The organism is Streptomyces sp. NPDC026589 (assembly GCF_040638385.1).
GTDB lineage: Bacteria > Actinomycetota > Actinomycetes > Streptomycetales > Streptomycetaceae > Streptomyces.
The window spans coordinates 73,522-100,151 of the sequence record NZ_JBEZYG010000005.1; the positions used below are offsets into that span (position 1 = coordinate 73,522).

A 26,630-nucleotide genomic window follows, 5' to 3' on the forward strand; every position below is an offset into this window, starting at 1 on the left:
CGTACGGAAAGGCGTGAGACACCGTGTCCGATTCACTCGCCGGCCGGATGCCGGCCCCGCCCCGAGGGGCCGGCCCGGCATACGGGCAACAGGGCTCGTCGGCCAACCTCGCCGACATCCTGGAAAGGGTGCTGGACAAGGGCATCGTCATCGCCGGTGACATCCAGATCAACCTGCTCGACATCGAGCTGCTCACCATCAAGCTCCGCCTGCTCGTCGCCTCCGTCGACAAGGCCAAGGAGATGGGCATCGACTGGTGGGAGCACGATCCCTCGCTCTCCTCACGGGCCCGCCCCACGCGTGGGACCGAGGCCGGTCCCGGGCACGACGCGCTGGCCGACGAGAACGAGCGGCTGCGTGCCGAACTGGCCCACCTGCGGTCGACGGCCGGGATCCCGGGCGCCGGGGCGGCCGGAGACCGGGCCGCCCCGGCGGAACAGGAGGAGGAACGATGAACAGCGGACCGAACGCAACCGTCCATGTTCCGGGCGAAGGCACCGGAGAGATGAGTTACGTCTACGCCGTCGGCCGTGCGGGCCCCGCCCTGGACGGGCTCGCCGCCCGGCTGCCGGGCGTGGACGGCCGGCCGCTGCGCCCCGTCGGCGGAGGCGGGCTGTGCGCACTCGTCTCCCCCGTGCCGGCGGACACGTTCAGCGAGCGGGGACTCACCGCGCAGATGGAGGACCTGGACCGGCTCGAAGCCGTGGCCCGGGCCCACCACGCCGTGGTGGACGCCGCGTTCGCGGAGACCTCCGTCCTGCCGATGCGGCTGGCCACGGTCTATCTGGACGACACCCGGGTGGCCGACATGCTGGTCAGGCAACGCAGCGAGTTCCAGGAGCTGTTGGGCCGCTTGGAGGGCCACGTCGAGCTGGGCGTGAAGGTCTACGCCGATCCCCGTACGGCCACCGCGACGGCACCGGCCGCGGCTGCGCCGTCGGGTGACGGAGCGGGCCGCGCCTATCTCCGGCAGCGTCAGGCGCAGCAGCGCGACAGCCAGGACGTCTACCGGGCGGCCTCCGACCTGGCCGCCCGGGCCGCGCGGCTGGCCGACGGAGTGGCGGCCTCACGGGCGGTGCACCGCCCGCAGCAGGGGCAGCTCGCCGCCCGGGCCGGGGTGAACGTCGCCAACGAGGCCTACCTCGTGCCCCGGGAACACATGGCGCGGCTCCACCGGGATCTCTCCGCACTGGCCGAAGGCACCCCCGGGGTCGCCATCGAGGTGACCGGGCCGTGGGCGCCCTACTCGTTCGCCACGGCCCTGGTGGCGGAGGGCGCGGACGGTGGTGGCCCACGGTGAGCACGGACATCATCGGCGGCGTTCTCGGCGAGACCGGACCCCGGGGCGGCCCGCCCGTCGCGCTGATCGATCTCCTGGACCGGCTGCTGAACGGCGGGGCCGTGCTCACCGGGGACCTCGTCCTGTCCATCGCCGACGTGGACCTCGTGCACATCAATCTGCGAGCGGTGATCCGGTCGATCACCGGTGAGGAGCCGGGGCCGTGGTGAGCCCGCCCCCGGTCGCGTACGGGGAAGCATGCCGACGGGCGAGGAGGCGGAGGAGGTGGACACGATGACCGAGGACGACCGCGCGCGAGGTGGGGGTGGTGTGCCCTCCGCAGCGGCCGAAGAGGTGGCACGCGCGGCGGCCCGGGCGTTCGGGCTCAGCCCCGCGCAGCCGGACGACAGCGGTCCCTCGACGGCGGCCCAGCGCCTGCACACCGACCCGGACACCGTGGAGCGGGATCTCATCAAGCTGGTGCTCACCATCGTCGAACTGCTCCGTCAGCTCATGGAGCGCACCGCGATCCACCGCGTCGACCAGGGCGACCTGAGCGAGCCCCAGGAGGAGCGGATCGGCATGACGTTGATGATCCTGCACGAACGCATGACGGAGCTGTGCGACCGCTACGACCTGACGATGGACGACCTCAATCTCGACCTCGGACCGCTCGGCACACTGCTGCCGCACGACGGCGCGTGAGCGGGCAGAGCCCAGGTTTCATCGCAGTACCCAAGGCAAGGAGGAACCCATGACTGACGACAAGGACGCGAAGAACTCGACTCCGGACAAGGGCAGGACCACGACCGCCCGCAAGACGGCATCGGCCCGCAAGTCGGTCGATGCCACGGCCGAGAGGGCCGGCAAGCGGGCCGACGCGACCGCCGACGAGGCGCTGTCCGCGGCCGGGGGCGCCAAGGACGCCGCCGGGGGCGCCAAGGACGCGGTCTCGGACAGCGCCCGGGCGGCCGGTGAGACCACCCGCCGCGTCGGCCGTGCCGCTGCCGCCGGTCTCCAGAGCGGGCAGCACGCCGTGACCGCCAACGTGGCGAAGGCGGCTGGCGCGGCGACCACGGCCTGGACCGTCGTCAAGCACCGCAAGGCGGTCGCCGCCGGAGCCGCGGCGGGGGTGGCCGGTGTCGCCGGGGCGGCGTTCGCCATCGGCCGTTCGACGGCCAGGCCTCCGACGGGCCCGCTGACCCGACTGGCGCGCGGGCGGATCTGACCGAGTAGCGGGAGAACGCCCGGCCCGGTGCGGGGCCAGGACGTGGGGCGGGGCCGGAGAATCCTCTCCGGCCCCGCCCCACGTCCTGACCACGGTGAACCCTGTCCCGTACTGCCACACCCGTGACCCCGCCCGGCCGGCCCGGTGGCTGTTCACCGGCTCAGCGGATCACCGGATCAGCGGACGGCCACCAGGACGCTGTCGTCGCCGCACTGCCAGACGGTGGCGGCACCGCTGAAACCGGCTTCGCGGAGGAGCGCCGTCTGGGCGGCGGTCGTCAGGCCGTTGGGCTGCCTGAAGGTGCGGTGCGCGATCGGCGAGCGAGCCCGGGCCTCGGCGAGCGGGGCGAGTTCCGGGGCGGAGAGGAACGTCTTCCACCAGCCCGCCCAGGCCTCGCTGCCCTGACGGCCCGTCCGGTGGGCGCGGCGGGCCCGGACGTGACGGGCGATGTCGATCAGCTCCGGGTCGGCGGAGGGCCTGCGGTTGTCGGCGTCGACGAAGACGCCGCCGGGACGCAGCCGGGCGGCCAGGGTGCGGTAGAGCACGGTGAGTTCGTCGGGGGCGAGCCAGTGGAGCGCGGTGGACGAGACGGCCGCGTCCCAGGGCGCCGGTGCGATGTCGTCGGCCCAGCCGGGTGCGGTGAGGTCGCGCGCCAGGAGGCGGATGTCCGTGCCCGTGACGGCCTCCTCCGCGAGGCCCAGGAGAAGCGGGTCCGCGTCGACGCCGACGGTGTCGGCGTGCGGGAAGGCGCGGGCCAGCCGGGTGGTCAGCGAGCCGGTGCCGCAGCCCAGGTCCACCAGGAGCGGCCGGGCGGCCGCCCCGCTCCGGTCGAGGGACCGGCCGACGATGTCGATGACGACCTGGAAGCGTTCCTCCCGGTCCGGGCTGTAGCGCTCCTGCTGCTGGTCCCAGCGTTGCAGCCAGGTGCGTGCGGTCTCACCGAGCATGTTCGCCTCTTTCGGTCGAGGGGCGGGGAGTATCGGGGAGCACGTCGTACGACGGGATGAACGGGGGCGGGGTGGAACCCGGCGTGGCCGAGGCCGTCCGCCTGTCGCAGGGTGCTCAGCCACGGCCGACGAAGGGCATCGTGGTGGGGAGGACGGTGAGGGACTGCACATTGGTGGAGAGGGGCAGGGAGGCCATCAGCAGGAGGGCGTCGGTGAAGTGGGACACCGGCAGCGTCGCCTCCACCGCCTTGCTGCCGTCGGCCTGACGTGCGGGGGGCTGCGGGGCACCGTCCGGGGGCTCCACGTTCCCCACGTCGAGCTGACCGCAGGCGATGTTGTGGGCGCGGCCGTCCAGGGAGAGCGAGCGGGTCAGACCGAGGACCGCGTGCTTCGCCGCGGTGTAGGCGGCGGAGTGCGGGCGGGGTGCGTACGCGGACGGCGCACCGTTGTTGATGATCCGTCCGCCGGAGGGGTTCTGCTCGCACATGACGCGGAACGCCTCCCGTGAACAGAGGAACGTGCCGGTGACGATCGTGCCCAGCACCCGGTTCCAGTCGTCGAGGGCCACCTCGGCCACGGGGACGCGGGGCGCCGGGGCTCCGGCGTTGTTGAAGAGCAGATCGACCCTCCCGTACCGGTTGCGGGCGGCACGGAACAGCGCCGCGACCTCGTCGGGGCGGGTGATGTCGGTGGAGACGGCGAGAGCGTGCTCGTCCCCGGCCGGGGAAAGGGCAGCGGTCCCGTCCAGGGCGTCGGGACGCCGGCCCGCCAGCACCACGTTCCAGCCCCGGCCGAGCAGCGCCAGGGCGGCGGCACGGCCCAGCCCGCTTCCCGCTCCGGTGACGACTGCCGTACCACTCACGGCGCCACTCACGCCGCCACCTCGTCCAGCCACAGGCGTAGGACCCGCCGGTGGTGCGGTTCGGGGCCGTCGGTGAACGGGGAACGGCCGTGCATGACACGGCTGTTGCGGATGATCAACAGGTCTCCGGAGGTCAGGGTGACCGGGTAGGCGGTCTCCGGGCGGTTGAGGACCTCGTCCAGGACGTCCAGTGCCTCGGCACGTGCGGCGTCGAGCGGGGGGCGCCCGTCGCGTCCGGCGGAGGCCCGCACCGTACGGGACTGGTAGTAGCAGGTGACGGCGCCGTCCGGTCCGGTGGTGAGGATCGGGGTGAGGACGAGCTGGCTGCCCGCGCGGCCGGAGCGGTCGAAGTGCCACTCCTGGCCGAGGAGTTCCAGCACGTCCGGGCGTTCGGCGGCGAGGACGTCGTGGATGTACGGCGCTCCGGCCACACGTGTCGCGCCGCCCCGGGCGGCCGGCCGCAGACAGAGCAGGACGAGGAGGTCGCAGGTGTCGCAGTGGAAGGCGATCTCGTCCGGGTCCCCCTCCCGGTGCCGCAGCACCTGCGTCACATCCCCCGCACCGTTCTGCGGCACGATCTCGCCGAAGTCCCGGACGAGCCGGGAGACCCGCTCGGTGACGTCCGCCTCCTGGCGGACGTCCGCGACGGCGCCGGCGGGGAAGAGTTGCCGCACGAGGGTGAACCCGAAGGCGTCGAGCCCCGTGCGGATGCGGGCGCGCAGGTCTTCCCAGACCGGGTCGGGCTCCCTCCCCGGGCCGCCGGCGGCCGACCACAGCCGGGCGCGGTCCCGCTCGGTCGGTGCCAGGCGCCACACCTCGTGCCCGGCCTTGAGCCTGCTGGTGTCCCAAGCCCCGGAGGGGGTGGGCGCGTTGATACGTGAAGCGTTCTCCATCGGGGTCCCTTTCGCTGTCCTGTACGTCGTGCCGGTCCGGCCCCGCACCGGGTGGGGGCCCGGACCGATACCGCGGCGCGTGCTGTTCAGCCCTGTACCCGGACGGCGGCCGCCACGGCCTTCGACCAGAGGGTGAGCGCCTCGTCGATCTGCTCGCCGGTGACCGTCAGGGCGGGGATCATCCGGACGGTGTTCCCCCAGACCCCGCAGGTCAGCAGCAACAGGCCGAGTTCGGCGGCGGCCTGCTGGGCCCTGCGCGCGGTCTCCGGATCGGGTGACCCGTCGGGCCGGCGGAACTCGCTGCCCAGCATCAGCCCACGCCCGCGGACGTCGGCGACGGCCGGGGTCCGCGCCGCGACGGTGTGCAGGCCGCGGGCGAGCCGCATGCCCTGCTCGGCCGCGTTGGCGACCAGCTTCTCGTCGCGGATGACGTCGAGGGTCGCGAGGGCGGCCGCGCAGGCGACGGCGTTCCCCCCGTACGTACCGCCGTGGGAGCCGGGACGGGCGAGGCTCATGAGATCGGCGCGCGCGGCGATCGCCGAGAGGGGAAAACCGCTCGCCAGGCCCTTGGCCGTCACCAGGATGTCGGGGGTCGCGGCCCCGGTCTCGTACGCGTGCGCCCAGAACCGCCCGGTGCGGCCGAACCCGCACTGCACCTCGTCGAGGACGAGGACGATGCCGTACCGGTCGGCGCGTTCGCGCAGTCCGGCGAGGAAGCCGTCGGGGGCGGGAACGTAACCGCCTTCGCCCAGTACGGGCTCCACGACGAACGCGGCGGTTTCCTCCGGGGCGCTGGTGGTGGCCAGGACCCGGTCGAGGCCCCGCAGGGCGTACTCCACCGCGGCGGATTCGTCCAGGCCGAGCTCGAAGGCGTGCGGGAAGGGCGCGACCGCGACGCCCGGCATCAACGGGCCGGTGCACGCCCGGAAGCGGGAGCCGGCCGTGGTCAGGGAAGCGGCGCCCATGGTCCGGCCGTGGAAGCCCCCGTCGAAGACGATGGCACCCGGGCGCCCGGTGGCCTGCCGGGCGAGGCGCAGCGCCGCCTCCACCGCCTCGCTCCCGGAGTTGGCGTAGAAGAGGGTGTCCAGGCCCTCGGGCAGGACCTCGCCCAGGCGTTCGGTCAGGGTGAGCAGCGGTTCGTGCAGGACGGTCGTGTACTGGCCGTGGATCAGCCGGCCCGCCTGTTCGCGAACCGCCTCGACGACCCGCGGATGGCAGTGGCCGGTGCTGGTCACGCCGACGCCCGCGGTGAAGTCGAGGTGGCGTCGCCCCTCCGCGTCGTAGAGGTACAGCCCTTCCCCTCGGACGGCGGTGACGGGAGTGGCCTGCTTCAGTACGGGTGACAGCCGGGGCATGGTTCACCTCACGGTTCGGGGGCCTGCGGCGGGAGCCTGCGGCCCGTGACGGGGGTACGTGCGCTCAGTGGCCGGCGAGGTCGGGCCGGGGCAGGAAGCCGGACTCGGTGGCCCAGGCCAGCGCGGAGGCCCACCACCGGGGCGTCGGGGCGGTGAACCGGACCCCCAGCCGGTCGAGTACGGCAAGGGTGTGCGAGGAGTCGGTCCGGACGTTGCGGTCCTCCAGCAGACTCCAGGCTGCGGCCAGCCGGACCTCTTCGGGGTGGTCGCCTTCCGCCCGGTCCAGCGCGGCTGCGAAGTCCTTCGCGTCGCGCAGCACGATCCGGTGGCCGGACCGCCTTATCCAGCCCACCAGTTCGTCGTGGCCGACCTGGTGCGGGGTCTCGACATGGTGGGCCCCGGGGGCCGCGTCCGCGTACAGGGCCAGAGCCGCGATCCCGGCGGCCACCGTGTCCACGTGACTGAAGGCGAACGTCGCCCCCTCCAGGCGCGGGGCGGCTCCGGCCAGCAGATAGCCGCGCAGGGTCTGGTAGACGCGGTTGGTGGCGATCCCCCCGTGGAACGCGCCGGTGCGGCTGTGGGCGGCGACGTGGCCGCTCCGGTGGATGTGGCAGCGGCGGCCGGAGGCGGCCCAGGCGCGGACCGCCTCCTCGGCGAGGAACTTGGACCGCTCGTACGGGGTGCGGAAGTGCTGGCCGATGCGCAGATCGGCCTCGCTGAACCGGCGGTCGGGGGCCGCCGGGTCGATCCCGCCGGCCACGGCGAGCGTCGAGATGTGGTGGAACCGGACCCCGCCCATGGCCTCGGCGTCGATCCAGGCCAGCAGCCGCCGCACCCCGTCGTGGTTGACGCGTTCCAGTTCCTCGGGCGGGGCGACCAGGCGGACGTCGGCGGCGGCGTGGACCACGACCTGCGCGTCCCGGGCGAGGGCACGCCCGGCCGCGGAGAGGCCCAGCCCTTCGCGGCCGATGTCCCCGGCCACCACCCGCAGACCGGGCGAGGCACGGCGCAGCCGGCCGGCGGCGTCCTGGTCGCGCTCTCCGCGTACCAGACAGGTGACCTGCGCGCCGCGCTCCAGCAGGGCGTCGAGGAGGTGCCCGCCCACATAGCCCGTCGCCCCGGTGAGCAGTACGCGGGCCGGTTCGCGCACCACGCGGACCGCGGGGGACGAGGGCGTGGAGGGGGGTGTCCCCGGGTGGAGGGGCTGACCGGAGGTGGAGCGGGCGAGCCGGACCGGGCGGGGCGCCGTGGCGGCGGCCGTGGCCGCGACCACCTGGGCGAACCCGGCCATGACCCCGTCGGCCTCGGTGTCGGGGACATCCGGCCGGGCGTGTACGAGGTCGGTCACCAGCCTGCCCTCGACGATGCGGGCCGTCAGCCGCAGCCGGTACACCGGATCGCCGCTGGGACACCGTGCGGTGCCCACCTGCTCCGCGGCGGGGTACCAGCCCAGAGTCGGCTCGGCCGGAAGCCGGAACGTACCCAGGAAGTTGAAGGCGGCCTCGGGACGCGGTCCGCCGATGTCCATCGGCAGCAGGCGCGCACGGCGCAGCCGGCGCTCCGCCCCGGAGACACGCGCCGCGATCCCTGCGCCGGGCCCAGCGGTTCTGGCGTCGGGCTCCGCGCCGGCCGCCGTGGCCGGGGGGCCGGCGCTCACCCGGGTGATCGCGGTGAACCAGCCGACGGTGTCGAGGTGTTCGCCGCCGGTGTCCCGGCCGTGCGTCTCCACCTCGACGAGCGTCCGTGCGGCGCGGAGCCGGCCGGGGCCCCCGGCTCCGCCCCGGTCCGCCTCGCGGGTCACCGCGTCCGCGAACGCGGTGAACAGCAGCGCCTCCAGCCGCCGGGAACCTCCGTACCGTTCGACGAGCCGGGCGGTGGCCTCCTCGTCGAGGCCCCAGCTCACCGTCCCCGGCGGGGGAGGGGAGTCGGACCGGCCCCCCGGCGGCCGGGTGTCCGGGCCGCCGATCGGGAAGGGGTTTACCGGCAACGCCTGCTCGGGCCTGCTCGCGGCCCACCGGTAGAAGTCGGCCGCGGGCGGCAGACCGGGCGGCCGGCCCGACAGCGCGGCGCGGTAGGCATGCGCCAGGTCGTCGAGGATGACGCGCCACGACAGCCCGTCGACGACGAGGTGATGGGCGATCAGCGCCAGCCGGTCGTCGGTGCCCGGACCGCCCGAGAAGAGGTGGAAGCGGATGAGACGGCCGGCCTCGGGGTCGAGGCTCCGCTGCAGTTCGGTCCCCAGGGCCGCGATCTCCTCCGCGACGTTCCCGGGGCGCCGGACGTGGGAGAAGCTGACGGGATCCAGCTCGTCCAACGGCCGGGGAGCCCCCGGCCCGTGCGGGCCGACGGGGCGGCGCAGCGCCGGGTGACGCCCCACCACGGCCGCCGCCGCGGTGACGAGGGCGGCCGGGTCGACGTTCCTCGCGCAGCGGAGCAGCACCGACTGGTTCCAGTGGCGGGGGTTGTCGACGCCCTGGCCGAAGAACCACCGCTGGGCGGGGGCGAGCGCGCCGGGCCCGCCGGGCAGGTCCGTGCCGGGCTCTTCGGCAGCGGCCCGCGGCGCCGTCGCGCGTACGGCGGCCGCCAGACGCCGGGAGGTGGGGTGGCGGTAGAAGTCCGCGTAGGCGGCGTGGTGCCCCTGGCGGCGGAGCTGGGAGACCGTGCGCATGGCGAGTATGGAGTCGCCGCCCAGCTTCAGGACGTCGGCGTCCGGATCCACCGCGGGCAGGCCCAGGGCCTCGGCCCAGAGCTCCGCTATCTCCTGTGCCAGGGGCGGCACTTCGGGCCCGGGAGACGGCGGGTCCCCGGCCCGTCCGGCCAGCACGGCGTCGAGGGCGGCCGCCAGCCGTGGGGTGTCCAGCTTCCCGTTGGGGCCGAGGGGGAACTCCCTGAGCACGATGAGCGGCCGGGGCACGGAGTACGCGGGCAGGCGGCCGCCGAGGTGCGCACGCACGGCGTCGAGCAGGCGGTGCTCCTCCACCGGGCCGTCGGCGGGCAGGACGGCGGCCAGCAGCCGGTTGCCGGTGGCGGTGGCCCGTACGACGACGGCGCAGCGCTCGACGCCGGGGACCTGCCGGACGAGGTGTTCGACCTCGGCGGGGTCGACCAGATAGCCCCGGATCTTGGTCTGCCGGTCCAGCCGGCCGAGGAAGACGAGCTGCCCGTCGGGACGCCGTCGGCAGAGGTCGCCGGTGCGGTACGTACGGACCCCTCCGTGCGGGACGAAGCGCCGTGCCGTCTGCTCGGGGCGGCCGAAATACCCGGCGCTGACGCCGCGTCCCCCGATGTGGAGGTGGCCGGACTCGCCGTCGGCGACGGGGGACCCGGCGCTGTCGAGCAGGTCGAGGGTCGCCTCGCCCAGCGGCGTGCCGATCGGGACCGTCTCCTCGTCCTCCGGCAGTTCCCCGGCCGATGTGGCGAGGAAACAGGCCGCCCCGACCGTCGTCTCGGTCGGGCCGTAGTGGTTGAGCAGCCGGTGGACCCCCTCGTCGTGCAGCAACGAGGCGCCCAGGGACCGGGGGAGGGCCTCACCGCCGAGGATCAGCGTCCCCGGGCGGTAGGGAGCCGTCCCGCGCGCCGGATCCGGGCGGTCCCTCCACAGCTCCGCCATGTGGGAGGGGGTCGTCTTCACGACCGAACACCCCGCTTCGCGCAGCGCCGCCCAGCAGGCGGGGGCATCCCTGGCGTGCTCGTCGCCGACCACATGGGTGCGCCCGGCGGTGGCGAGAGCCAGCAGCCAGCTGGTGTGCCCCAGGTCGGCGGCGAGCGTGGTGAGGTGGGCGACGCACGGCGCGTCCGCCTCGGTGAGCTCCAGCCTGTCGCGCAGCGCCAGCGCGTAGTGCACCGCGTTGCCGTGGGTGACGACGACGGCCTTGGGCTCGCCGCCCGAGCCCGAGGTGAAGGAGAGATAGGCGGGATCGTCGCTTCCGACGCGAGGAGCGGGACGGTCCGGTGGAGGCGGTTCGAACGGTGCGGCGAGGAGGACGTCGGGGTCGGCGCGTTCGACGTACCGGACCCCGGCGGCCGACACGGCCCGGACCTCCTCGTCCGACAGCGCGGTGGTGGTGAGCACGCCGGCGGCGCGTACGGCCGCCAGCCTGCGCAGCCGGTCCTCCGCGCTCCAGGCCGTGTCGAGCGTCACCACGGCCGCACCCGCGCGGAGCACTCCGTGCAGCAGCACGAACAGCAGGCTGTCCCGGCGGCCCAGGACCGCCACCCGGTCGCCCGGTCCGATGCCCGCCCGCCGGAGTCCGGCGGCGACCCGGTCGGCCCCGGCCCCCAGCTCCGCGTACGTGATCACCCGGGTGTGGTCCGTGAAGGCCGGCCGGTGCGGGTGGAGCCGCTCGGCCCGGTGCAGGAGCCCGCACAGGGTGGAGGTGTCCGTGGCCGGTACCGTCGTGCGGCCCGGTGGCGCGTCGGCGGGTACCGGCGTCAAGGACCGGGGGCTGGCGGCGGACGTCGTCATACCGGTTTCCCTTCGCGGGGGGTCCCCAGGCAGGCGGGAAGGCTCTCGGCCGCCAGGTAGGCCGTCACGGCGGTCCCACCGCCCAGCCGCCCCGCGACCTCCCACCCGACCATGCGGTGCAGCCCGTCGAGGTGGATGAGTCCCTCCCGGGCCCGTACGTCGGAGTAGTCCGGGTGGTCCACCGGGCGGGCGCTGAGGTAGACCGCCGTGAACGGGGCACGGGAGAACCGGTCGAGCTTCGCCGCGCAGACCGGATTGGCCTCGGTGTATCCGGCCGGATCGGCACGGATCAGATCCGCGGCGCGACCGACCGTCAAACCCTCTCTCGGCACCAGTTCACGCGCACCGCCTTCACCGGTGTGCCAGGGGAGGACCACGCAGAGAATATCGGCCCGGCCGAGTTCGATCCGATACCAGGAACCGAACAGGGAATGCGCCCGGCGCAGATTCTCCTCACCGTCCTCATTGGTGTTCGCCCGGTGTGGACGGTCTGCCGGATGGTCCCGCCCATAAACACGCAGAACTTCGGAGAATGCGACGGCTTCCACAGCGCTCATGGAAGATCTTCCCACAGTCGTCATCGTCCCCCCGCTCCCGGAAACTCCGTGAAGTGCCGCTCATCGAAAAGTTCCGGCCATTGGCCGCGGTCGAGGTCCAGTTCCCTGGCCCGGGCGAGCATGTACCGCCAATACGGCTTCACCGGCCGCCACCGCGCACCGGTGCGGCAGTAGGAGGCGTCGACGAAGTACCGGTTGCGTCCGGCCACGGGGGACAGCGCGGGGCGGCGGGCGTGGAAGACCGCCGAGTTGATCAGAACCGTCGAACCGGGCGGCAGCCGGTCGATCACCACCTCCCCGGGCAGCGCGGTCGTGCCGAGTGCGGCGCGGAAGTCCTTGGGCACGTCCTCGCGGTGCGATCCGGGCAGCACGGCGAGGCTGCCCACCGCCTCGTCCAGCCCGCCCAGGTAGTGCAGCGCGTGCACCATCGGTAACGACCTGTCCCCGAGGTCGTTGGGTTCATGGTCGTGATGCCATGGTTTGCCGGAGTCCCCGGCCCCCTGCCGCTGGCTGTGCAGGTGGTGGTGGGCGAACGCACCGCCCATGACGTCGGCCAGAACGGCCATCAGGGGCGGATGCGCCAGCAGTTCGCCGTGGGCGGGGAGCTCCAGCTCCAGCACCGGGGGGCGGGCTCCCGCCTCCGGACCGGTACTGCAGGCGATGGAGCGGTCGCGCAGCCCCTCGTCCATCCACCGGTCCACCTCGGGCACCAGACGTGCCAGGAGCGGAGGGGGCAGGAGCGCGGGGAGGACCAGATAGCCGCGTTCCTCGAAGTTCTTCCGCTCTTCGGTGGGGTCGACGCGGGACCTGGCCCGGGAGTCCGTATTTCCGCCGAATTCCTTTTCGGCGGGGCTGAAGGAAGATCGCAAGATGTACAGTCCTCCGCTCCAGAGGTTGAGTACATTTCTCTTCGCGTGCCTGGCATGTCTGGCGTGCTCGGTGCGCTTCGCGTTCTTTGCCGAGGATGTGATCGACATTCGCCGAGACCGCTCGATCGGCGTCGGAGTTCGGGCCGGACGGCCCAGAGCGTGGAACGGGATGCGACGCTATCCCGAGGTGACCCGGACCACAAGCAATGATTTTCGGTCACCGAATTCGATCATCGTGGGTGCTGGTCATCTGCTGCCCACCTGATTGCGCGGTTCAAGCGGATATCAAGGAATTCCGGCCGCCGGCTCCCGGCTCCCGCTCCCTGCTCCCGCCCCCGGCTCCCGGTCCGGGCTCGCCTCGGTGGCTGCTTCGCCGCCCCGGGCGCCTCCCCCGCCCGGCCCCTGCCCGGCGTGCCCCCGTCGAGAGTGCCTGGCTTGAATTATTCGAACGTTCGAGCGAATATCGAAGGGTGTGGGCAGGGTCGACAGGTAGGCAGGTAGACGGAGGCCGCGTGCGGCCCGCGTGCTCGACGTGCTGCTGAAGTCGGCGCCGGTGTCCCGCCGCGTCGGTTCCGTGCGTTCGATCGAGGCGCACTCTCACGGGAGGGTGGCTTCTCGCCACGTCAAGATCGGTTGGCTGAAACTGCCCTATCGAACTATTGTGCGAATGGATCGGATGCAACGTTCTGACAGCGGGACGCCAGACGAGCAGGGGGTGCCAGAGCAGATTCGGAGGTGCGCGATGGCTGTTTTCACGCATCTCCACGTCGCTTCCGGGTTCTCCGCCCGCTACGGTGCCTCGCATCCGCAGGACCTGGTGCGCCGGGCGGCGGAGCTCGGCATGGGTGCGCTCGCGCTGACTGACCGGGACAGTGTCACCGGCGCCGTGCGGCACGCGAAGGCGTGCCTGAGCGCCGGGGTGCGCCCGATCTTCGGGGTGGATCTCGCCGTCCCGGCGTTCGACACGGCAAAGACTCCTCGCCGCTCGCGCACACCGGTCCGCGGTGGTGGGCACGTGGCGGAGCCGCGCCTGAGGATCACGCTGCTGGCAGGTTCCGTGAGCGGGTGGGCGCGTATCTGCCGTCTCGTCTCCGCGGCCTACGCGCATCCGGTCGACGGCTTTCCGGTCGCCTCGTGGGAGGCGCTGCGGGAGGGCTTGGGCGAGGATGTGGTGGCGATTCTCGGGCCGGCCTCCGAGCCTGTACGTGCGCTGGCCGCCGGGCGGCCGGACGTCGCGGAGAGGCTGCTCCTCCCGTGGCGGGAGGTCGCGGGCCGAGGACTTCTCCGGCTGGAGGCGGTCGCCTACGGCCTGTCCGGGCTGGGCGCGGGATCGGTGCGGCTGGCCGCGCACACCCTTGCTCTGGGCGACCGGCTCGGCATCCCGACGGTGCTCACCAACGCGGTGCGGTACGAGCGGCGCGAGCAGCACCGCCTGGCCGACGTGCTGGACGCCGCCCGGCTGCTGCGTCCGATCCCGCAGCGTGGACCGCTCGACCCGGGCGAGCGGTATCTGAAGTCCGGGGCCGAGATGGCCGAGGTGGCGGAGCGGGTGGCCGCGGCCACGAGCGCCCCGGCCGGCCGAGGGCGGCGTCTGATCGAGGAGACGGCGGCTACCGCCGAGCAGTGCGCGGTGGACCCGGTGCGCGACCTCGGCCTGGGACGGGCACACTTCCCCGAGCCGCACGTGGTGGGAGCCGGCACCCGGCCGGGGGACGGGATGCGTTTGCTGCGGCAGCGCAGCGAGGCCGGGATGACCGCCCGCGGCCTCGACCGGGACGTACGGGCGATGGACCGGCTCGGCTACGAGCTCGGGGTGATCGAGCGCCGCGGATACGAGGCGTACTTCCTCGCGGTGGCCCAGGTCGTCGCGGACGTGCGGTCCATGGGGATCCGGGTCGCGGCCCGCGGCTCCGGTGCCGGGTCCATGGTCAACCACAGCCTTTTCATCGCCACGGCCAACCCGCTCTCGCACCGGCTCCTGTTCGAACGCTTTCTCAGCGAGCGCCGCACCGCCCTGCCCGACATCGACCTCGATGTCGAGTCCGACCGGCGCCTGGAGGTCTACGACCGGATCTTCGAACGGTTCGGCTCCGAGCGTGTGGCGGTCACCGGGATGCCGGAGACCTACCGCGCCCGTCACGCCCTGCGCGATACGGGGCTCGCGCTCGGCATCCGCCCGCAGACCGTCGACAGGATCGCCAAGAGCTTTCCGCACATCCGCGCGTGCGACATCGGCTCCGCCCTGTCCGAGCTGCCCGAACTGCGGCAGCTCGCGGCCGAGGCCGACCAGTACGGTCCGCTGTGGGAGCTGGCCGAGGGCCTGGACGCCCTGCCGCGCGGCTTCGCCATGCACCCGTGCGGCGTGATCCTCTCCGACGCGAGCCTGCTCGGCCGCCTCCCGGTGCAGCCCGCTCCGGGAGGCGCGTATCCGACGGTGCAGGCCGACAAGCACGATGTCGAGGACCTCGGCCTGCTGAAGCTCGATGTCCTCGGCGTGCGCATGCAGTCGGCGATGGCGCACTCGGTCGCCGAGATCCGGCGCACCACAGGACGGCACATCGACCTCGACAGTCCCGACCACGTCGACCTCGCCGATGAGTCCACCTTCGAACTGATCCGCAGTACCAAGGTGCTGGGCTGCTTCCAGCTCGAGAGCCCAGGACAGCAGGATCTCATCGCGAGACTCCAGCCACGGCACATGCAGGACGTGATCGCCGACATCAGCCTCTTCAGGCCCGGCCCGGTCGCCGGGGGCATGCCCGCGAAGTTCATCGCCGCCCGGCACGGGGTCGAGGAGCCGCGTTATCCCCACCCCGATCTTGTGCCGATCATGGACGACACGTACGGGGTGGTGATCTGGCACGAGCAGATCATGATGATCCTGGCCACGATGACCGGCTGCGACCGTGCTGCCGCGGACGTCGCGCGCCGCGCCCTCGCCGACGCCGGGCGGCTGCCGAAGGTGGAGGCGTGGTTTCGCCGCTGCGCCGGCGAGCTCGGCTACACCCCGGACGTGATCGGCGAAGTCTGGGGCATCGTCAAGGAGTTCGGGGCGTACGGATTCTGCCGCGCGCACGCCGTGGCCTTCGCGGTCCCGGCCGTCCAGTCGGCGTGGCTCAAAGCGCACTACCCCGCCGCGTTCTTCGCCGGGCTGCTCCAGCACGACCCCGGCATGTGGGCGCCCCGCGTCCTGGTCCAGGACGCGAAGCAGTTCGGAGTGGCGATCCTGCCGGTCGACGTCAACACCTCCCGCAGCGCACACAGCGTCGAGCCGACCGCGAACGGCTGGGGCGTACGGCTCGCGTTGTCCACGGTGCGCGGGATCACCGAGGCGGAGAGCGCCCGCATCGAAGCCGGGCAGCCGTACGCCGGGCTGCAGGATCTGTGGCTGCGCGCCCGCCCGTCCCTGCCTCTCGCCCAGCGCCTCATCAAGATCGGAGCTCTCGCTCCGCTGCAAGGCGGGCTGACCCGGCGGGATCTGCTGTTGCAGGCCACCGAGCTGCACCGCTCCGCACGCAACCGGACCGCGATCGACGGCCAACTGCCGCTCGGCGACGAGACGCACACGGGCGATCCTGCCGGGCTGCCCGAGATGACCGGCCGCGACGTGATGAGCGCCGAGATCGACGTGCTCTCCATCGACGTCAGCCGCCATCTGCTCGAACACCACCACCGCCTGCTCGCCGAGCTCGGCGCGACCGACGCCCACCACCTGCAGGCGATGCACCGCGGACAGCAGGTGCTGGTCGCCGGCGTGCGGGCATCGACCCAGACGCCGCCGATCCCGTCCGGCAAGAGGGTCATCTTCGTGACCCTGGAGGACGGCTCCGGCCTCGTGGACCTCGCGTTCTTCGAGGACTCCCACGACACCTGCGCGCACACGGTGTTCCACTCCGGACTGCTCCTGGTCCGCGGAGTCGTCGAGGAACGCGGCCCCCGGCGCACCGTGGTCGGGCAGGCGGCCTGGGACCTCGAGGAAGTCGCCACCACCCGCCGCGACCTGGGCCCCGAAGCCGCTCTCGGCCTGCTCGGCCGCACCACACCCGCCCCCACACCCGCCCGCGGTGACAGCACGCCGGGTGCGGGCCGGACACTCGAAGACGGAACGGCCGGGGCGAAGCTCAACGCCTGGAGCGATCTGCGGCCCGCCGGTTCCCGCTCCGCCGACCTGCGGCGCCTGGGACATCGCTCTCCCGGATCGGCGGGGTGAGCGCCATGACCACCCGAGCCCGAAGCATCCTGCGCGTTCAGCTCCACGACCTCGGCCCGGCCGGCCAGGAGACGTACGAGCGTGCCCTCGCGCTGCTGCGTGATCTCACCCCGCTGGTACAGGCCCTCCCGCCGGACGCCGCCGACCTCGATGTCACCGGTGCCCTGCGGTTCTTCGACCGGGACACGGGCGGCCTGGCGACCATGGCCGCACTCCGCCTGGCCGCACACCTCGGGCTACGCGCGACGATCGGCGCCGGCCCGAACCGGATGCTGGCCGCGATGGCGGCCGACACGACCGCTCCCGGCCAGGTCACCGTCGTCGCCCCGGCCTCCGGGGCAGTCGCCGCGTTTCTCCGTCCCAAGCCTGTCGGCGCCCTCCACGGGGTCGGCCCGGCCACCGCCCGTACGCTCGGGGAGTACGGCCTCCACCGCATCGGCGACCTTCTCGACGTTCCACTGCTGACGCTGCAGCGCATCCTCGGCAAGGCCACCGCCGTGACACTGTCGCAACGGGCCCGCGGCCTGGACCCGCGCCCGGTCACCTCCGATGCGGCGCCCAAGTCCACCGGTTTCTCCCACGAGTTCAGCCACGACGAGCTCGACCCCGCCGCACACCGCCGGGCCCTGCTCGACCTCTGTGAACGTCTCGGGCTGCGGCTGCGCACCACCGGCCAGGTCGCCGCGCGGCTCGCGCTGAACATCTCGTACGCCGGCGGCGCCACGACGCAGCGCTCGCGCACGCTGGAGGAGTACACCGCTCACACGCCGGCACTCGGCGCCGCCGCGTACGACCTGTACTCCCGCTTCGGGCTGCAGCGCGCCCGTGTCCGCACGATCACCGTTCGCGCGGACGTCACCGATGCCCAGTACGCCGTCCAGCAGTTGCTCCTGGACCCGGCGGACGGCAAACGGCGCCGCATCGAGCAAGCTGCCGACCGGGCGCGGGCCCGCTTCGGCGATCAGGCGATCCGCCCGGGCACCCTCGCCCAGCCGCGGCGGTGACCGCGGCCCTTCTGCGGCAGGGCGTCCAGGAACGGGCGTCGCGGGCCGGGACCGCAGCGGTGCTGGAGCATCTCCCGGACGCACGGAGCACGTCTTTTCGCTCATGATCATCAGATGTGGTGAACTCCCCGGCTCCCAGGAGTGATACGCCCATACCGCCCACCATGATGAGGTCGTCCCGCCCACCTCCCCCAGGAGTACGACGATGTCAGAGACGTCCGAACCCAATGTCGGCGCCTTCACCCTCGGCGGCCCGCTCACCGCTGAACCGGCCGGGCCCGTCGAGGTACCGGAGCACGAGGAATGGCCCCTGCCGAACGGCTTCGCCTGGGTCTTCCCCGGCGAGGGCAACAACGGCAACCTCGTCCGGCCCGTGATCATGGCCGACGGCTTCAACCTCGGCCGGAGCAAGCTCGACGTGCTCTATCACGGGCTGGAGAGCGGCAGCTTCCCGTTCATCAGCGAGCTGCGCCGTCGCGGCAGGGACGTGATCCTCCTCGGCTTCGAGGAGCGCAGCGCGTCGATCCTGGACAACGCGGAGGCGGCGGTGGCCGCCATCCTGCGGGCGACGGCCGAGCAGGTGGGCGACACCCGTCTCGTCGTCGGCGGATTCAGCATGGGAGGCATCGTCACCCGCTACGCACTCGCCAAGCTCGAAACGCAGCGGATGGACCACAGGACCGCGCTGTACTTCTCCTACGACAGCCCGCACCGCGGCGCTTCCATCCCCGTCGGCGTGCAGGCGTTCTCGCACTTCATCCCGTTCCCGAACGACTTCGCGCGGCAGATGAACAGCCCGGCCGCGCGTCAGATGCTGTGGCAGCACTACGACAAGGACACCGAGAAGATCACGGTCGCCCCGGAGCGCACGGAGTTCCTGGCCGCCCTGGACCGGGTCGGCCACTGGCCGCAGATCCCGATGAAGATCGCCGTGGCCAACGGCCGCGCCGACGGCATCGGTCTGCCGGACGTGAAGCCCGGCGAGGTCGCCCTGCGCATCGACCGGATCTACCCCGGCACCACCTTCTACACCCAGGCCCAGGGCGACGACGTGACGGCCGCGTACCTGAACCGCAGGTTCCCCAAGGCCGAGAGGACCATCGCGACCAACGGCTTCCCGGAACTGGACGGCGCGCCGGGAGGAACCCTGCACACGTACAAGATCCTCTCCGGGGCGATGGAGAAGCTCGGCGGCAAGATCGACCTGCGCCACGAGGAGGTCTGCTTCGTCCCCACGGTCAGCGCGGTCGCGATCCGCGACATCGAGAAGCAGGACGACCTGTACGCGAACGTCGGTGACCTGGACCCGCAGGAGAGCGAACTCGACGATTTCCTCTGCTCGTCCACGACCACCGCGCACACGGGCATCACCGAGGAGCTGTGCACCTGGATCCTGGACCGGCTCCCCAGCTGACCTCGTCCCGCGTCCGGCGGGGCTGCCGTCCGATCGCACCCGGCGGGCGGCAGCCTTCGGCCGCGCCCACAGGCCGGCCCGGGGGACGGTCGCCGTAGCCCGGGCCCGTACCGTGCGGCCATCATGGGATCCATGACTTCTCCGCCGCGACGCTGGGCGCGGGCCGAGCGCCTCGACGCCGCCAGGACGCTCGACGCCCTTCGGGAGCGGACCGGTGTCCGTCTGACTTTCGACGGCCCCTGCCCGGGCGGTCAGGTCGGCACCGCCTATGTGCGCTGGCCGGACCGTCGTCGTTCCGTGCTCAAGTGGCGACCGCACAGCCGCGTGGCGGACCTGGAGGCAGGGCCGCTCACCGTCAGCCGGGTGCTGCGACACGCAGGCTGTCCGGCACCGGCCACCGAACTGGTGGCCCAGGTCGGCCACGCGGTCGTCATGGTCCAGGAGCTCCTGCCCGGTACGAAGATCGACCACCTCGACCACGGCGTCCTGGTCCAGGCCCTCGAACTCAACCGGTTGCAGGCGGGCCGGCTCGCCGGCCACCCCGGCGTCCCCGCCACGGAGCTGTTCCTGTGTCAGGACGGGCCGGGCTACTGCCTGCACGAGCCCCTGCGCCGGCACGGACGCCGCAGCGCCGCGCTGGAACACCGGGTCGCCGCGATCGGCGCGGACCACCCCGACCGGCTGGCGGGCGACGACGCGGTGCACATGGACTTTCACCCCGGGAACCTCCTGGCGGCCGGCGGCTCGATCACCGGCGTCGTCGACTGGGACGGAGCCGCTCGCGGAGATCACCGCTTCGACCTGGTCACCCTGCGTTTCGGTATCCACGGCGGGGGAGCCGACTCAGGGGTGGTACGACACCTCGACGCCGTCCTCGACGCGGTCCCCGAGGACGTTCTGCGGCCGGCATGGGCCCACATGAGCCTCCGCATGGTCGACTGGGCCATCAGGCATTTCGCCCCGTCCGACGTGGAGCACTGGCTCGACCTCGCCGAACAGCGCGTGAGCTGACGGGTGCTGAGGAAGCGCCCGGCAGGGCGGTGCTTCCTCAGCCGCCGAGGTGCTCGGCCCGATGCGCGGCCCGATGCGCGGCCCAACGTTCCATCATCGACCCGAGTTCTTTCTCCAGGAACCGGAAGAACTCCAGGGTGTCGTTGATCCGGCTTCCCTGCGGGGTGTCGAGGCCGAACCGGTCCACGCCCTCCTGCATCGTGGCCTGCCAGTTCTTCAGAATGGTGTCCCGATTCAGCAGCGCTTCGTACCACTGGTCGCCCTGCACGCGATAGCGCTCACGCCGGGACCCGGGCTCCCGCTCGCGGCTGACCATGTTGACCTGGGCGAGATAGCGGACGGCTCCCGAGACGGCCGCCGGGCTGATCTTCAGCCGCTCGCTCAGCTCGGCGGAGGTGAGTGCTCCTCGCTCCGACGAGAGCAGGGAGGCGAAGACCCTGGCCGGCATGCGTGCCATGCCCGCCTGGACCAACTGGGCGGCGAAGCGCTCCACGAACAGGGAGACGGCCGCCTCATCGACGCCGCCGTCCACGCGGCTCTCTCTCCGCCGCTCATCCATGCTCCGACCCCGGTCCTTGTGGTTCCTGACGCCCGTGTGCGCCCGCGTGCTCGGCCACTCTATCCAGCGATTCATACGGTTTCTTAACTTCACACTCTTCTGAAAGAAGCGTACTTTCGGAATATGAAGAAGGCGATCACCGTCGCCGGACTGCACAAGTCGTTCGGTCGGACGCACGCCCTCACGGGCCTCGACCTCGCCGTCGAAGCGGGTGAGGTCCACGGCTTCCTCGGACCCAACGGGGCCGGCAAGTCCACGACGATCCGCATCCTGCTGGGGCTGCTGCGCGCCGACTCCGGCGGGGCCCAACTCCTCGGCAAGGACCCGTGGAAGGACGCGGTCGAGCTGCACCGGCGGCTCGCCTACGTCCCCGGGGACGTGGAGCTGTGGCCGGGCCTCACCGGAGGAGAGGCCATCGACCTGCTGGCGAAGTTGCGCGGCGGCCTCGACCGGCGCAGGCGCGACGAACTCATCGAACGGTTCGACCTCGATCCGGTCAAGAAGGGCCGCGCCTACTCCAAGGGCAACCGGCAGAAGGTCGCCATCGTCGCCGCGCTCGCCTCCGACGCCGAACTGCTCCTCCTCGACGAGCCCACGGCGGGCCTCGACCCCCTGATGGAGGTCGTCTTCCAGGACGTCATCCTTCAGGCCAAGGCGGCGGGGAAGACCGTGCTGCTCTCCAGCCACATCCTGGCCCAGGTGGAGAAGCTCTGCGACCGCGTCAGCATCGTCCGCCGGGGCCGCACCGTGCAGTCGGGCACGCTCGGCGAGATGCGCCACCTCACGCGTACGACCGTCGAGGCCGAGACCGAGCGCCCGGCCACCGGACTCGACGCCCTGCCCGGTGTGCACGGACTGGAAGTGCTGGACCGGAGAGTGAACTTCGCCGTGGACGGAGCGCACCTCGACGCCGCGCTCCGCAGGCTCGGAGAGTTCGGCATCCGGAGCCTGACCAGCCACCCGCCGACGCTCGAAGAGCTGATGCTGCGCCACTACGGCGACGAACTCGCGTCCAACGGCCATACGGGCAACGGCTACCCCGCGTCCTCCGACGCGCCGACGCACTCCGACGGGACCCCCTCCACCTCCACCGGCGGGAAGGGCGGCGTTCCCCGATGACCAGCACCGTCGCGCCGCTCGACGCCTCCGGAAGGCCCGCGCCCACCAAGACCGCCTCCGTTGCCTTCACCGGTACCGGGACCCTGGTCCGGTTCGGACTGCGCCGTGACCGCGTCCGCATGTCCGTATGGCTGCTCGCCCTCACCCTGGGCACGCTGACCACGGCGGCCCAGTACAAGACGCTGTACTCCACTCCCGAAGAACGCGCCGCGGCCGTCGGCTCCATGGACAGCCCGGCCGCGCTCGCCATGACCGGCCCTCGTCACTATCTCTCCGACTACACCGCCGGAGCGATGCTCGGTCACCAGATGCTCGGCTTCATGGCCGTTCTGGTGGGGCTGATGAGCATCCTGATCGTCACCCGCCACACCCGCGACGAGGAGGAGACCGGCCGCGCCGAACTGGTCCGCTCCACTGTCGTCGGGCACCACGCTCACCTCGCCTCCGCACTGGTGCTCGCCGTCGTGGCCAACCTCGCGCTCGCCCTGCTGCTGGCTCTGGGCCTCACCGCGTCGGGCGTCGACGGAATCGGCGCCGGCGGGGCGCTGCTGTACGGCCTCACCCATGCCGCGATCGGGCTCGTCTTCGCCGGGATCGCCGCGGTCACCGCACAGATCACGGCGCACACCCGGGGCGCCTCGGGCATGGCGCTCGCGGCGATCGGCGCCGCCTACGTGCTGCGGGCCTCCGGCGACGTGGGCAACGACGCCCTGTCCTGGCTGAGCCCGATCGGCTGGATCCAGCGCACCTACGTCTTCGTCGACGACCGGTGGTGGCCGTTGGCGCTCTGCCTCGCCCTCGCCGCGCTGACCGCGGCGTACGGATTCGTCCTGAGTACCCGACGCGATGTCGGCGCGGGCCTGCGCGCCGCGCGGCTCGGCCGGCGTACGGCGTCCGACGCCCTCACCCGGCCCTTCGGCTTCGCCCTGCGGCTGCACCGGGCGACCCTGCTGGGCTTCGGCGCCGGGCTGTGCCTGATGGGCGTCATGTACGGCTCGATCCTCGGCGAGGCGGCCGACATGGTGAAGGACATCGCACAGGTCCAGGAGGCGCTGGCGAAGATCGGCGGCGCCACCGTGGCCGAGTCGTTCGCGTCCATGGTGATGGTGGTCGTCGCGGTGGTCGCCGCCGTGTACGTGGTGATGGCCGCGTTGCGACCGCGCGCCGAGGAGAGCGCCGGCCGCGCCGAACCGCTCCTGGCCACCGGCCTCTCCCGGAACCGCTGGCTCGGAAGCCATGTCGCCGTCGCCCTGGCCGGCGGCACGGCGCTGCTGGTCCTCGCCGGGCTGTGCTTCGGCCTCTCGGGCGCGGCGTCGGCGGGGGACGGCGGCCTGGTCCTCGCCCTGGTCGGAGCGGCCGCCGCTTACGCCCCCGCCCTCTGGGTGACCGTCGGCGTGGCCGTCCTGCTCTTCGGCTGGTTCCCGCGTGCGGGAGCGGTGGCGTGGATCGTGCCCGTGTACGCGTTCCTCGTCGGGTACCTGGGGCCGATCCTCCAACTCCCGGACTGGATGGAGAACCTGTCTCCCTTCGGCCATGTGCCGCGACTCCCGGCCGCCGGAATGGACTGGACCCCGCTGCTCGCCCTGACCGCCGTCGCCGCCGGACTGATCCTGCTGGGGCTGACGGGCTTCCGTCGCCGGGACCTGGAGACCAAGTGACGCTCACGAATGCCGTGCTGTCGTCTCATCACCATCCGGTCCACAGCAGGTGGTTGATCAGCAGAGCCGGAATCGCCGACGCGGCCAGCCACCACCGCACACTCCGGCGGGGGAGCAGCGCCGTCGCCGGCAGCAGCCACAGCAGGAACGGCTGCCAGATGCGCTCGGTCTCCGCCTTGCTCATGCCGGAGAGGTCGGCGGCGAGCAGCGCCGCCAGCGCCGCCAGGACGAGCAGCGCGAGCCTCGCTTCCGGGGAGGCCGCCGCGGAGCCGCCCCGCAGTGCCCGTACGGCGTCGGGCGCGGCCGCCGCGCTCCGGCGCAGCCCGACGACGGCGGCGAGCCCGGCCGCCAGGGTCGCGCAGGCCAGGTTGGCCCAGACCCAGTAGCCGTACGGGCGGACGCCGCCCGCGCCCTGGTAGTAGCGCTCGACCAACAGGTGGTAGGCGGTCCACCAGTTGAACCCGGCGAGCGTGAAGGCCGCCGGGACCACGAGGGCGCCGAGCAGGAACAACGGCACCGGGCGGGCGGTCCGGGTGAGCACCAGCACCGCCAGCAGGACGGCCGCCATCAGCCCCAGCCCGTAACTGAGGTAGCAGGTCCACCCGAACAGCAGACCCCCGCCGACCGCCGCGACGGCCGGGAAGCGGGCCCGGCGGGTGGCGGCCAGCGCGAGCAGCGCCACCGACCAGGCGGCCACGGCCGTGAAGTAGCCGTCGGCGGAGACGCCCGCCCAGACGGCGGCCGGGGCGAGGACGAGGAAGGGCGCGGCGCGCCGGGCCAGGCGCTCCTCGGCCAGCACCCGCACGGTGATCAGGGCGGCCAGCACCCCCGAGGTGCCCACCACGACGCAGAAGACGGCCGCCCAGGCGCCGCCACCGAGACCGATGCGGTCCAGCCACACGAAGGTCAGCGTCGCGCCCGGCGGGTGCCCGGCGATATGTGCGGGCCAGTTGCCCGGTTCGCCGATCACGATGTGGTTCGTGAAGTCCCGCAGGGTGGCGGGAATGTCCTCGAAGCGGTCGATGACCCGCAGGTACTCGTGCTTCGTGGTGAGCCGTTTCGCGACGCCCCGGTACCAGCCGTCGATCAGTGCCAGCGAGAAGACCCAGGCCATCGACCCGGCCCAGGCCGCGGCCAGCAGCCCCCGCCACGGCAGCCGGGCGGCGAGCGTCGGGCCGTGGACGACCACGAGGACCGCCATGATCAGAGCGGCCGGCGTGCCCGGCCCCAGGTGCGGGTCCCAGGAGGCCAGCAGCGGCGGCCACTGGGCGCGCAGACTCCCGTCCCGGTTCTGGATGACATGGCCGACGACCGCGGCGGCCGTGACCAGCAGCACGCCCGCCGCGGCGGCGACCAGGTCGGCCCGGGCCGCGCGCCGGGCGCGGTCGTGGTCCGGTGGTGCGGGCGGGCCGTGCCCCGTGCCGCCGGCGGTGTCCGTGTGGGTGGCGTTCTCGGTCTTCACGCTGGCACGCTATGCACACCGGGGCGGGATCGGGCGGTACGGCAGGGCCGCGTCACCGAACCGTCAGATTCACTCTTCGGGCGGCGATGCCTGTTGCGGCGATGCCCGTTTCCCCGTCCTTCCGGCGCGACGTCAGAATTCCGTCAGGAGTCGCGTCCGCCCGTCGACGCCGATCCCCGCCTAGCGTCGGCGTCATGCCCGAACGCCGTCGCATCCGTTCCCTCCCCGACTCCCTCCGCGCCCCGCGCACCCCTGCCGACCCGGCATTCTGGCGCAGCCCCGTGCGCGGAGTGCGCTTCACCGCCGTGCTCGGCGTCATCCTGCTCGCCGGACTCACCCTGCTGTTCGTCACGGGTCTGCTCTCCTACGCGGCCTACAACCCCGACCTGAACCGGGTCAACGACAAGACCCCGGGCAAGGGGTGGCTCGGCTTCTACCTGTTCTCCTGGCCGACCGGCCCGCACTGGCTCTACCGGCTGACCCAGGGCCTGCACGTCACCGTCGGCATCGTGCTCGTCCCCGTCCTGCTCGCCAAACTCTGGTCCGTGGTCCCGCGGCTCTTCGCGCTGCCGCCCGCCCGCTCCGTGGGCCACGCCCTGGAGCGGATCTCGCTGCTGCTGCTCGTGGGCGGGGCGCTGTTCGAGTTCCTCACCGGACTGCTCAACATCCAGCTGGACTACCTCTTCCCCGGGTCGTTCTACACCCTGCACTTCTACGGGGCCTGGGTCTTCCTCGCCGGGTTCGTCACCCATGTGGTGCTCAAGACGCCCCAGGCCGTACGGGTGTTGCGAGGCGGCATCCCGCGCGGCGAACCCGACATCCTCGCCGCCCCCGACCCGCTGCCCGCCACCCTGTCCCGGCGTGGCGCGCTGGCCCTCGTGGGGGCCGGTTCGCTCCTTCTGCTGGTCACCTCGGCCGGTCGCAGCTTCGACGGGCCGCTGCGCCGCATCGCGCTCCTCACCCCGCGCGGCGGCACCGACCCGGGGCCCGGCCCGAACGCCTTCCAGATCAACAAGACCGCCGCCGCCGTACGGATCAGGCCCGCCGACACCGGTGAGCGCTGGCGGCTGACGGTACGGGGGCCGGCCGGGGAGTTCCGCTTCTCCCGGGCCGAACTGCTGGCCATGGAACAGCACGGCGCCGCGCTCCCGATCGCCTGCGTGGAGGGCTGGTCGACCTCGGACCAGCGGTGGCGCGGAGTGCGGCTCTCCGACCTGGCGGCGCTCGCCGGATACCCGGACCGGCCGCCGGGCGTGTTCGTCGAGTCGCTCCAGCGCGGCGGCTCGTTCCGCAAGGCCGCGCTCCGCGACAACCAGGTCCGCGACGGCCGCTCGCTGCTGGCGCTGGAGGTGAACGGCGCACCGCTGTCGCCCGACCACGGCTACCCGGCCCGGATCATCGTCCCCGCCGCGCCCGGGGTGCTGAACACCAAGTGGGTCGAGACCCTGACGTTCGGAGAGCTGTGATGTCCACCCGAGCCGTACCGCCCGCCTCCGCCCGCCGCCCGCGCTTCTCGCCGCGCCGCCTCTACGGCGAGGGCCCGTTCCACCTGCTGCTGCTCGCCGTCACGTTCTGCCTGGCCGGCTACGCGGGCGTACGGCTGCTGGACGGGGACACCGTCGGCGTGCTGCTCTGGTTCGCGGGGTCGGCCGTCCTGCACGACCTGGTGCTGCTGCCGGTGTACGCGGGGGCCGACCGGGCGCTGCGCGCCGCGCTCGGCCCCCGGCCGGCCCTGGTG

General features: G+C 72.9%; 21 protein-coding genes. 12 read left to right on the top strand and 9 right to left on the bottom strand.

The features are described from left to right. The first annotated feature begins 23 nt into the window (after positions 1-23). From AB0F29_RS10445 to AB0F29_RS10465, 5 genes are all read left to right on the top strand, one after another. Positions 24-455 (top strand): gas vesicle protein, encoded by a 432-nt coding sequence (locus tag AB0F29_RS10445; protein ID WP_361869726.1) that lies wholly within the window; start codon positions 24-26, stop codon positions 453-455. Continuing rightward, positions 452-1,300, top strand: coding sequence for a GvpL/GvpF family gas vesicle protein (locus tag AB0F29_RS10450; RefSeq protein WP_361869728.1), 849 nt, complete (start codon positions 452-454; stop codon positions 1,298-1,300). The genes AB0F29_RS10445 and AB0F29_RS10450 overlap by 4 nt, the downstream gene beginning before the upstream one ends. Further along, positions 1,297-1,509, top strand: coding sequence for a gas vesicle protein (locus AB0F29_RS10455; RefSeq protein WP_018956592.1), 213 nt, complete (start codon positions 1,297-1,299; stop codon positions 1,507-1,509). Before AB0F29_RS10450 ends, AB0F29_RS10455 begins: the two co-directional genes overlap by 4 nt. 64 nt (positions 1,510-1,573) lie before the next feature. Further along, a complete protein-coding gene (locus AB0F29_RS10460) occupies positions 1,574-1,984 on the top strand; it encodes a gas vesicle protein K (RefSeq protein WP_361870385.1) in 411 nt (136 codons plus the stop codon). A 49-nt stretch (positions 1,985-2,033) separates the two neighbouring features. Continuing rightward, positions 2,034-2,507, top strand: a complete 474-nt coding sequence (locus AB0F29_RS10465; protein ID WP_361869730.1) for a hypothetical protein — start codon at positions 2,034-2,036, stop codon at positions 2,505-2,507. Between the two features lie 176 nt (positions 2,508-2,683). On the opposite strand, the gene AB0F29_RS10470 is transcribed toward AB0F29_RS10465, so the two are convergent. From AB0F29_RS10470 to AB0F29_RS10500, 7 genes are all read right to left on the bottom strand, one after another. After that, complete coding sequence (locus AB0F29_RS10470) at positions 2,684-3,454, bottom strand: class I SAM-dependent methyltransferase (protein ID WP_361869731.1); 771 nt, start codon at positions 3,452-3,454, stop codon at positions 2,684-2,686. A 115-nt stretch (positions 3,455-3,569) separates the two neighbouring features. Further along, a complete protein-coding gene (locus AB0F29_RS10475; RefSeq protein WP_361869734.1) occupies positions 3,570-4,328 on the bottom strand; it encodes an SDR family oxidoreductase in 759 nt (252 codons plus the stop codon). Continuing rightward, positions 4,325-5,209: a TauD/TfdA family dioxygenase gene (locus tag AB0F29_RS10480; protein WP_361869737.1), complete on the bottom strand. Its 885-nt coding sequence runs from the start codon at positions 5,207-5,209 to the stop codon at positions 4,325-4,327. The genes AB0F29_RS10475 and AB0F29_RS10480 overlap by 4 nt, the downstream gene beginning before the upstream one ends. 86 nt (positions 5,210-5,295) lie before the next feature. Beyond that, a complete protein-coding gene (locus AB0F29_RS10485; RefSeq protein ID WP_361869740.1) occupies positions 5,296-6,564 on the bottom strand; it encodes an aminotransferase class III-fold pyridoxal phosphate-dependent enzyme in 1,269 nt (422 codons plus the stop codon). Between the two features lie 64 nt (positions 6,565-6,628). Next, positions 6,629-11,029, bottom strand: a complete 4,401-nt coding sequence (locus AB0F29_RS10490) for an AMP-binding protein (RefSeq protein WP_361869742.1) — start codon at positions 11,027-11,029, stop codon at positions 6,629-6,631. Further along, positions 11,026-11,586 (bottom strand): DUF6309 family protein, encoded by a 561-nt coding sequence (locus tag AB0F29_RS10495; RefSeq protein WP_361869744.1) that lies wholly within the window; start codon positions 11,584-11,586, stop codon positions 11,026-11,028. The genes AB0F29_RS10490 and AB0F29_RS10495 overlap by 4 nt, the downstream gene beginning before the upstream one ends. A 20-nt stretch (positions 11,587-11,606) precedes the next feature. Further along, positions 11,607-12,455 (bottom strand): phytanoyl-CoA dioxygenase family protein, encoded by an 849-nt coding sequence (locus tag AB0F29_RS10500; RefSeq protein ID WP_361869746.1) that lies wholly within the window; start codon positions 12,453-12,455, stop codon positions 11,607-11,609. A 742-nt stretch (positions 12,456-13,197) separates the two neighbouring features. Between AB0F29_RS10500 and dnaE the strand changes: the two genes are divergently transcribed. The 4 genes from dnaE to AB0F29_RS10520 all read left to right on the top strand — a co-directional run bounded on the left by dnaE (position 13,198) and on the right by AB0F29_RS10520 (position 20,094). Further along, positions 13,198-16,665 (top strand): DNA polymerase III subunit alpha, encoded by a 3,468-nt coding sequence (gene dnaE, locus AB0F29_RS10505; protein WP_361869748.1) that lies wholly within the window; start codon positions 13,198-13,200, stop codon positions 16,663-16,665. Next, on the top strand, positions 16,662-17,669 hold the full coding sequence (locus tag AB0F29_RS10510) for a hypothetical protein (protein ID WP_361869750.1): 1,008 nt from the start codon (positions 16,662-16,664) through the stop codon (positions 17,667-17,669). Before dnaE ends, AB0F29_RS10510 begins: the two co-directional genes overlap by 4 nt. A gap of 205 nt (positions 17,670-17,874) precedes the next feature. Further along, positions 17,875-19,083 (top strand): hypothetical protein, encoded by a 1,209-nt coding sequence (locus AB0F29_RS10515; protein WP_361869753.1) that lies wholly within the window; start codon positions 17,875-17,877, stop codon positions 19,081-19,083. Between the two features lie 132 nt (positions 19,084-19,215). Next, positions 19,216-20,094 (top strand): phosphotransferase, encoded by an 879-nt coding sequence (locus AB0F29_RS10520; protein WP_361869756.1) that lies wholly within the window; start codon positions 19,216-19,218, stop codon positions 20,092-20,094. A 37-nt stretch (positions 20,095-20,131) separates the two neighbouring features. Here AB0F29_RS10520 and AB0F29_RS10525 read toward each other — a convergent pair whose 3' ends face one another. Further along, complete coding sequence (locus AB0F29_RS10525) at positions 20,132-20,653, bottom strand: MarR family transcriptional regulator (protein ID WP_361869758.1); 522 nt, start codon at positions 20,651-20,653, stop codon at positions 20,132-20,134. Between the two features lie 123 nt (positions 20,654-20,776). Here AB0F29_RS10525 and AB0F29_RS10530 point away from each other — a divergent pair, with 123 nt between their 5' ends. Continuing rightward, a complete protein-coding gene (locus tag AB0F29_RS10530) occupies positions 20,777-21,772 on the top strand; it encodes an ABC transporter ATP-binding protein (RefSeq protein ID WP_361869761.1) in 996 nt (331 codons plus the stop codon). Beyond that, positions 21,769-23,430 (top strand): ABC transporter permease, encoded by a 1,662-nt coding sequence (locus AB0F29_RS10535; RefSeq protein WP_361869764.1) that lies wholly within the window; start codon positions 21,769-21,771, stop codon positions 23,428-23,430. Before AB0F29_RS10530 ends, AB0F29_RS10535 begins: the two co-directional genes overlap by 4 nt. A gap of 28 nt (positions 23,431-23,458) precedes the next feature. Here AB0F29_RS10535 and AB0F29_RS10540 read toward each other — a convergent pair whose 3' ends face one another. Next, positions 23,459-24,892 carry a hypothetical protein gene (locus AB0F29_RS10540; RefSeq protein ID WP_361869766.1) on the bottom strand — a complete coding sequence of 478 codons (1,434 nt, stop codon included), beginning with the start codon at positions 24,890-24,892 and terminating at the stop codon, positions 23,459-23,461. 194 nt (positions 24,893-25,086) lie between these two features. On the opposite strand from AB0F29_RS10540, the gene AB0F29_RS10545 reads away from it, so the two are divergent. Further along, complete coding sequence (locus AB0F29_RS10545) at positions 25,087-26,358, top strand: molybdopterin-dependent oxidoreductase (RefSeq protein WP_361869769.1); 1,272 nt, start codon at positions 25,087-25,089, stop codon at positions 26,356-26,358. Positions 26,359-26,630 lie beyond the last annotated feature (272 nt).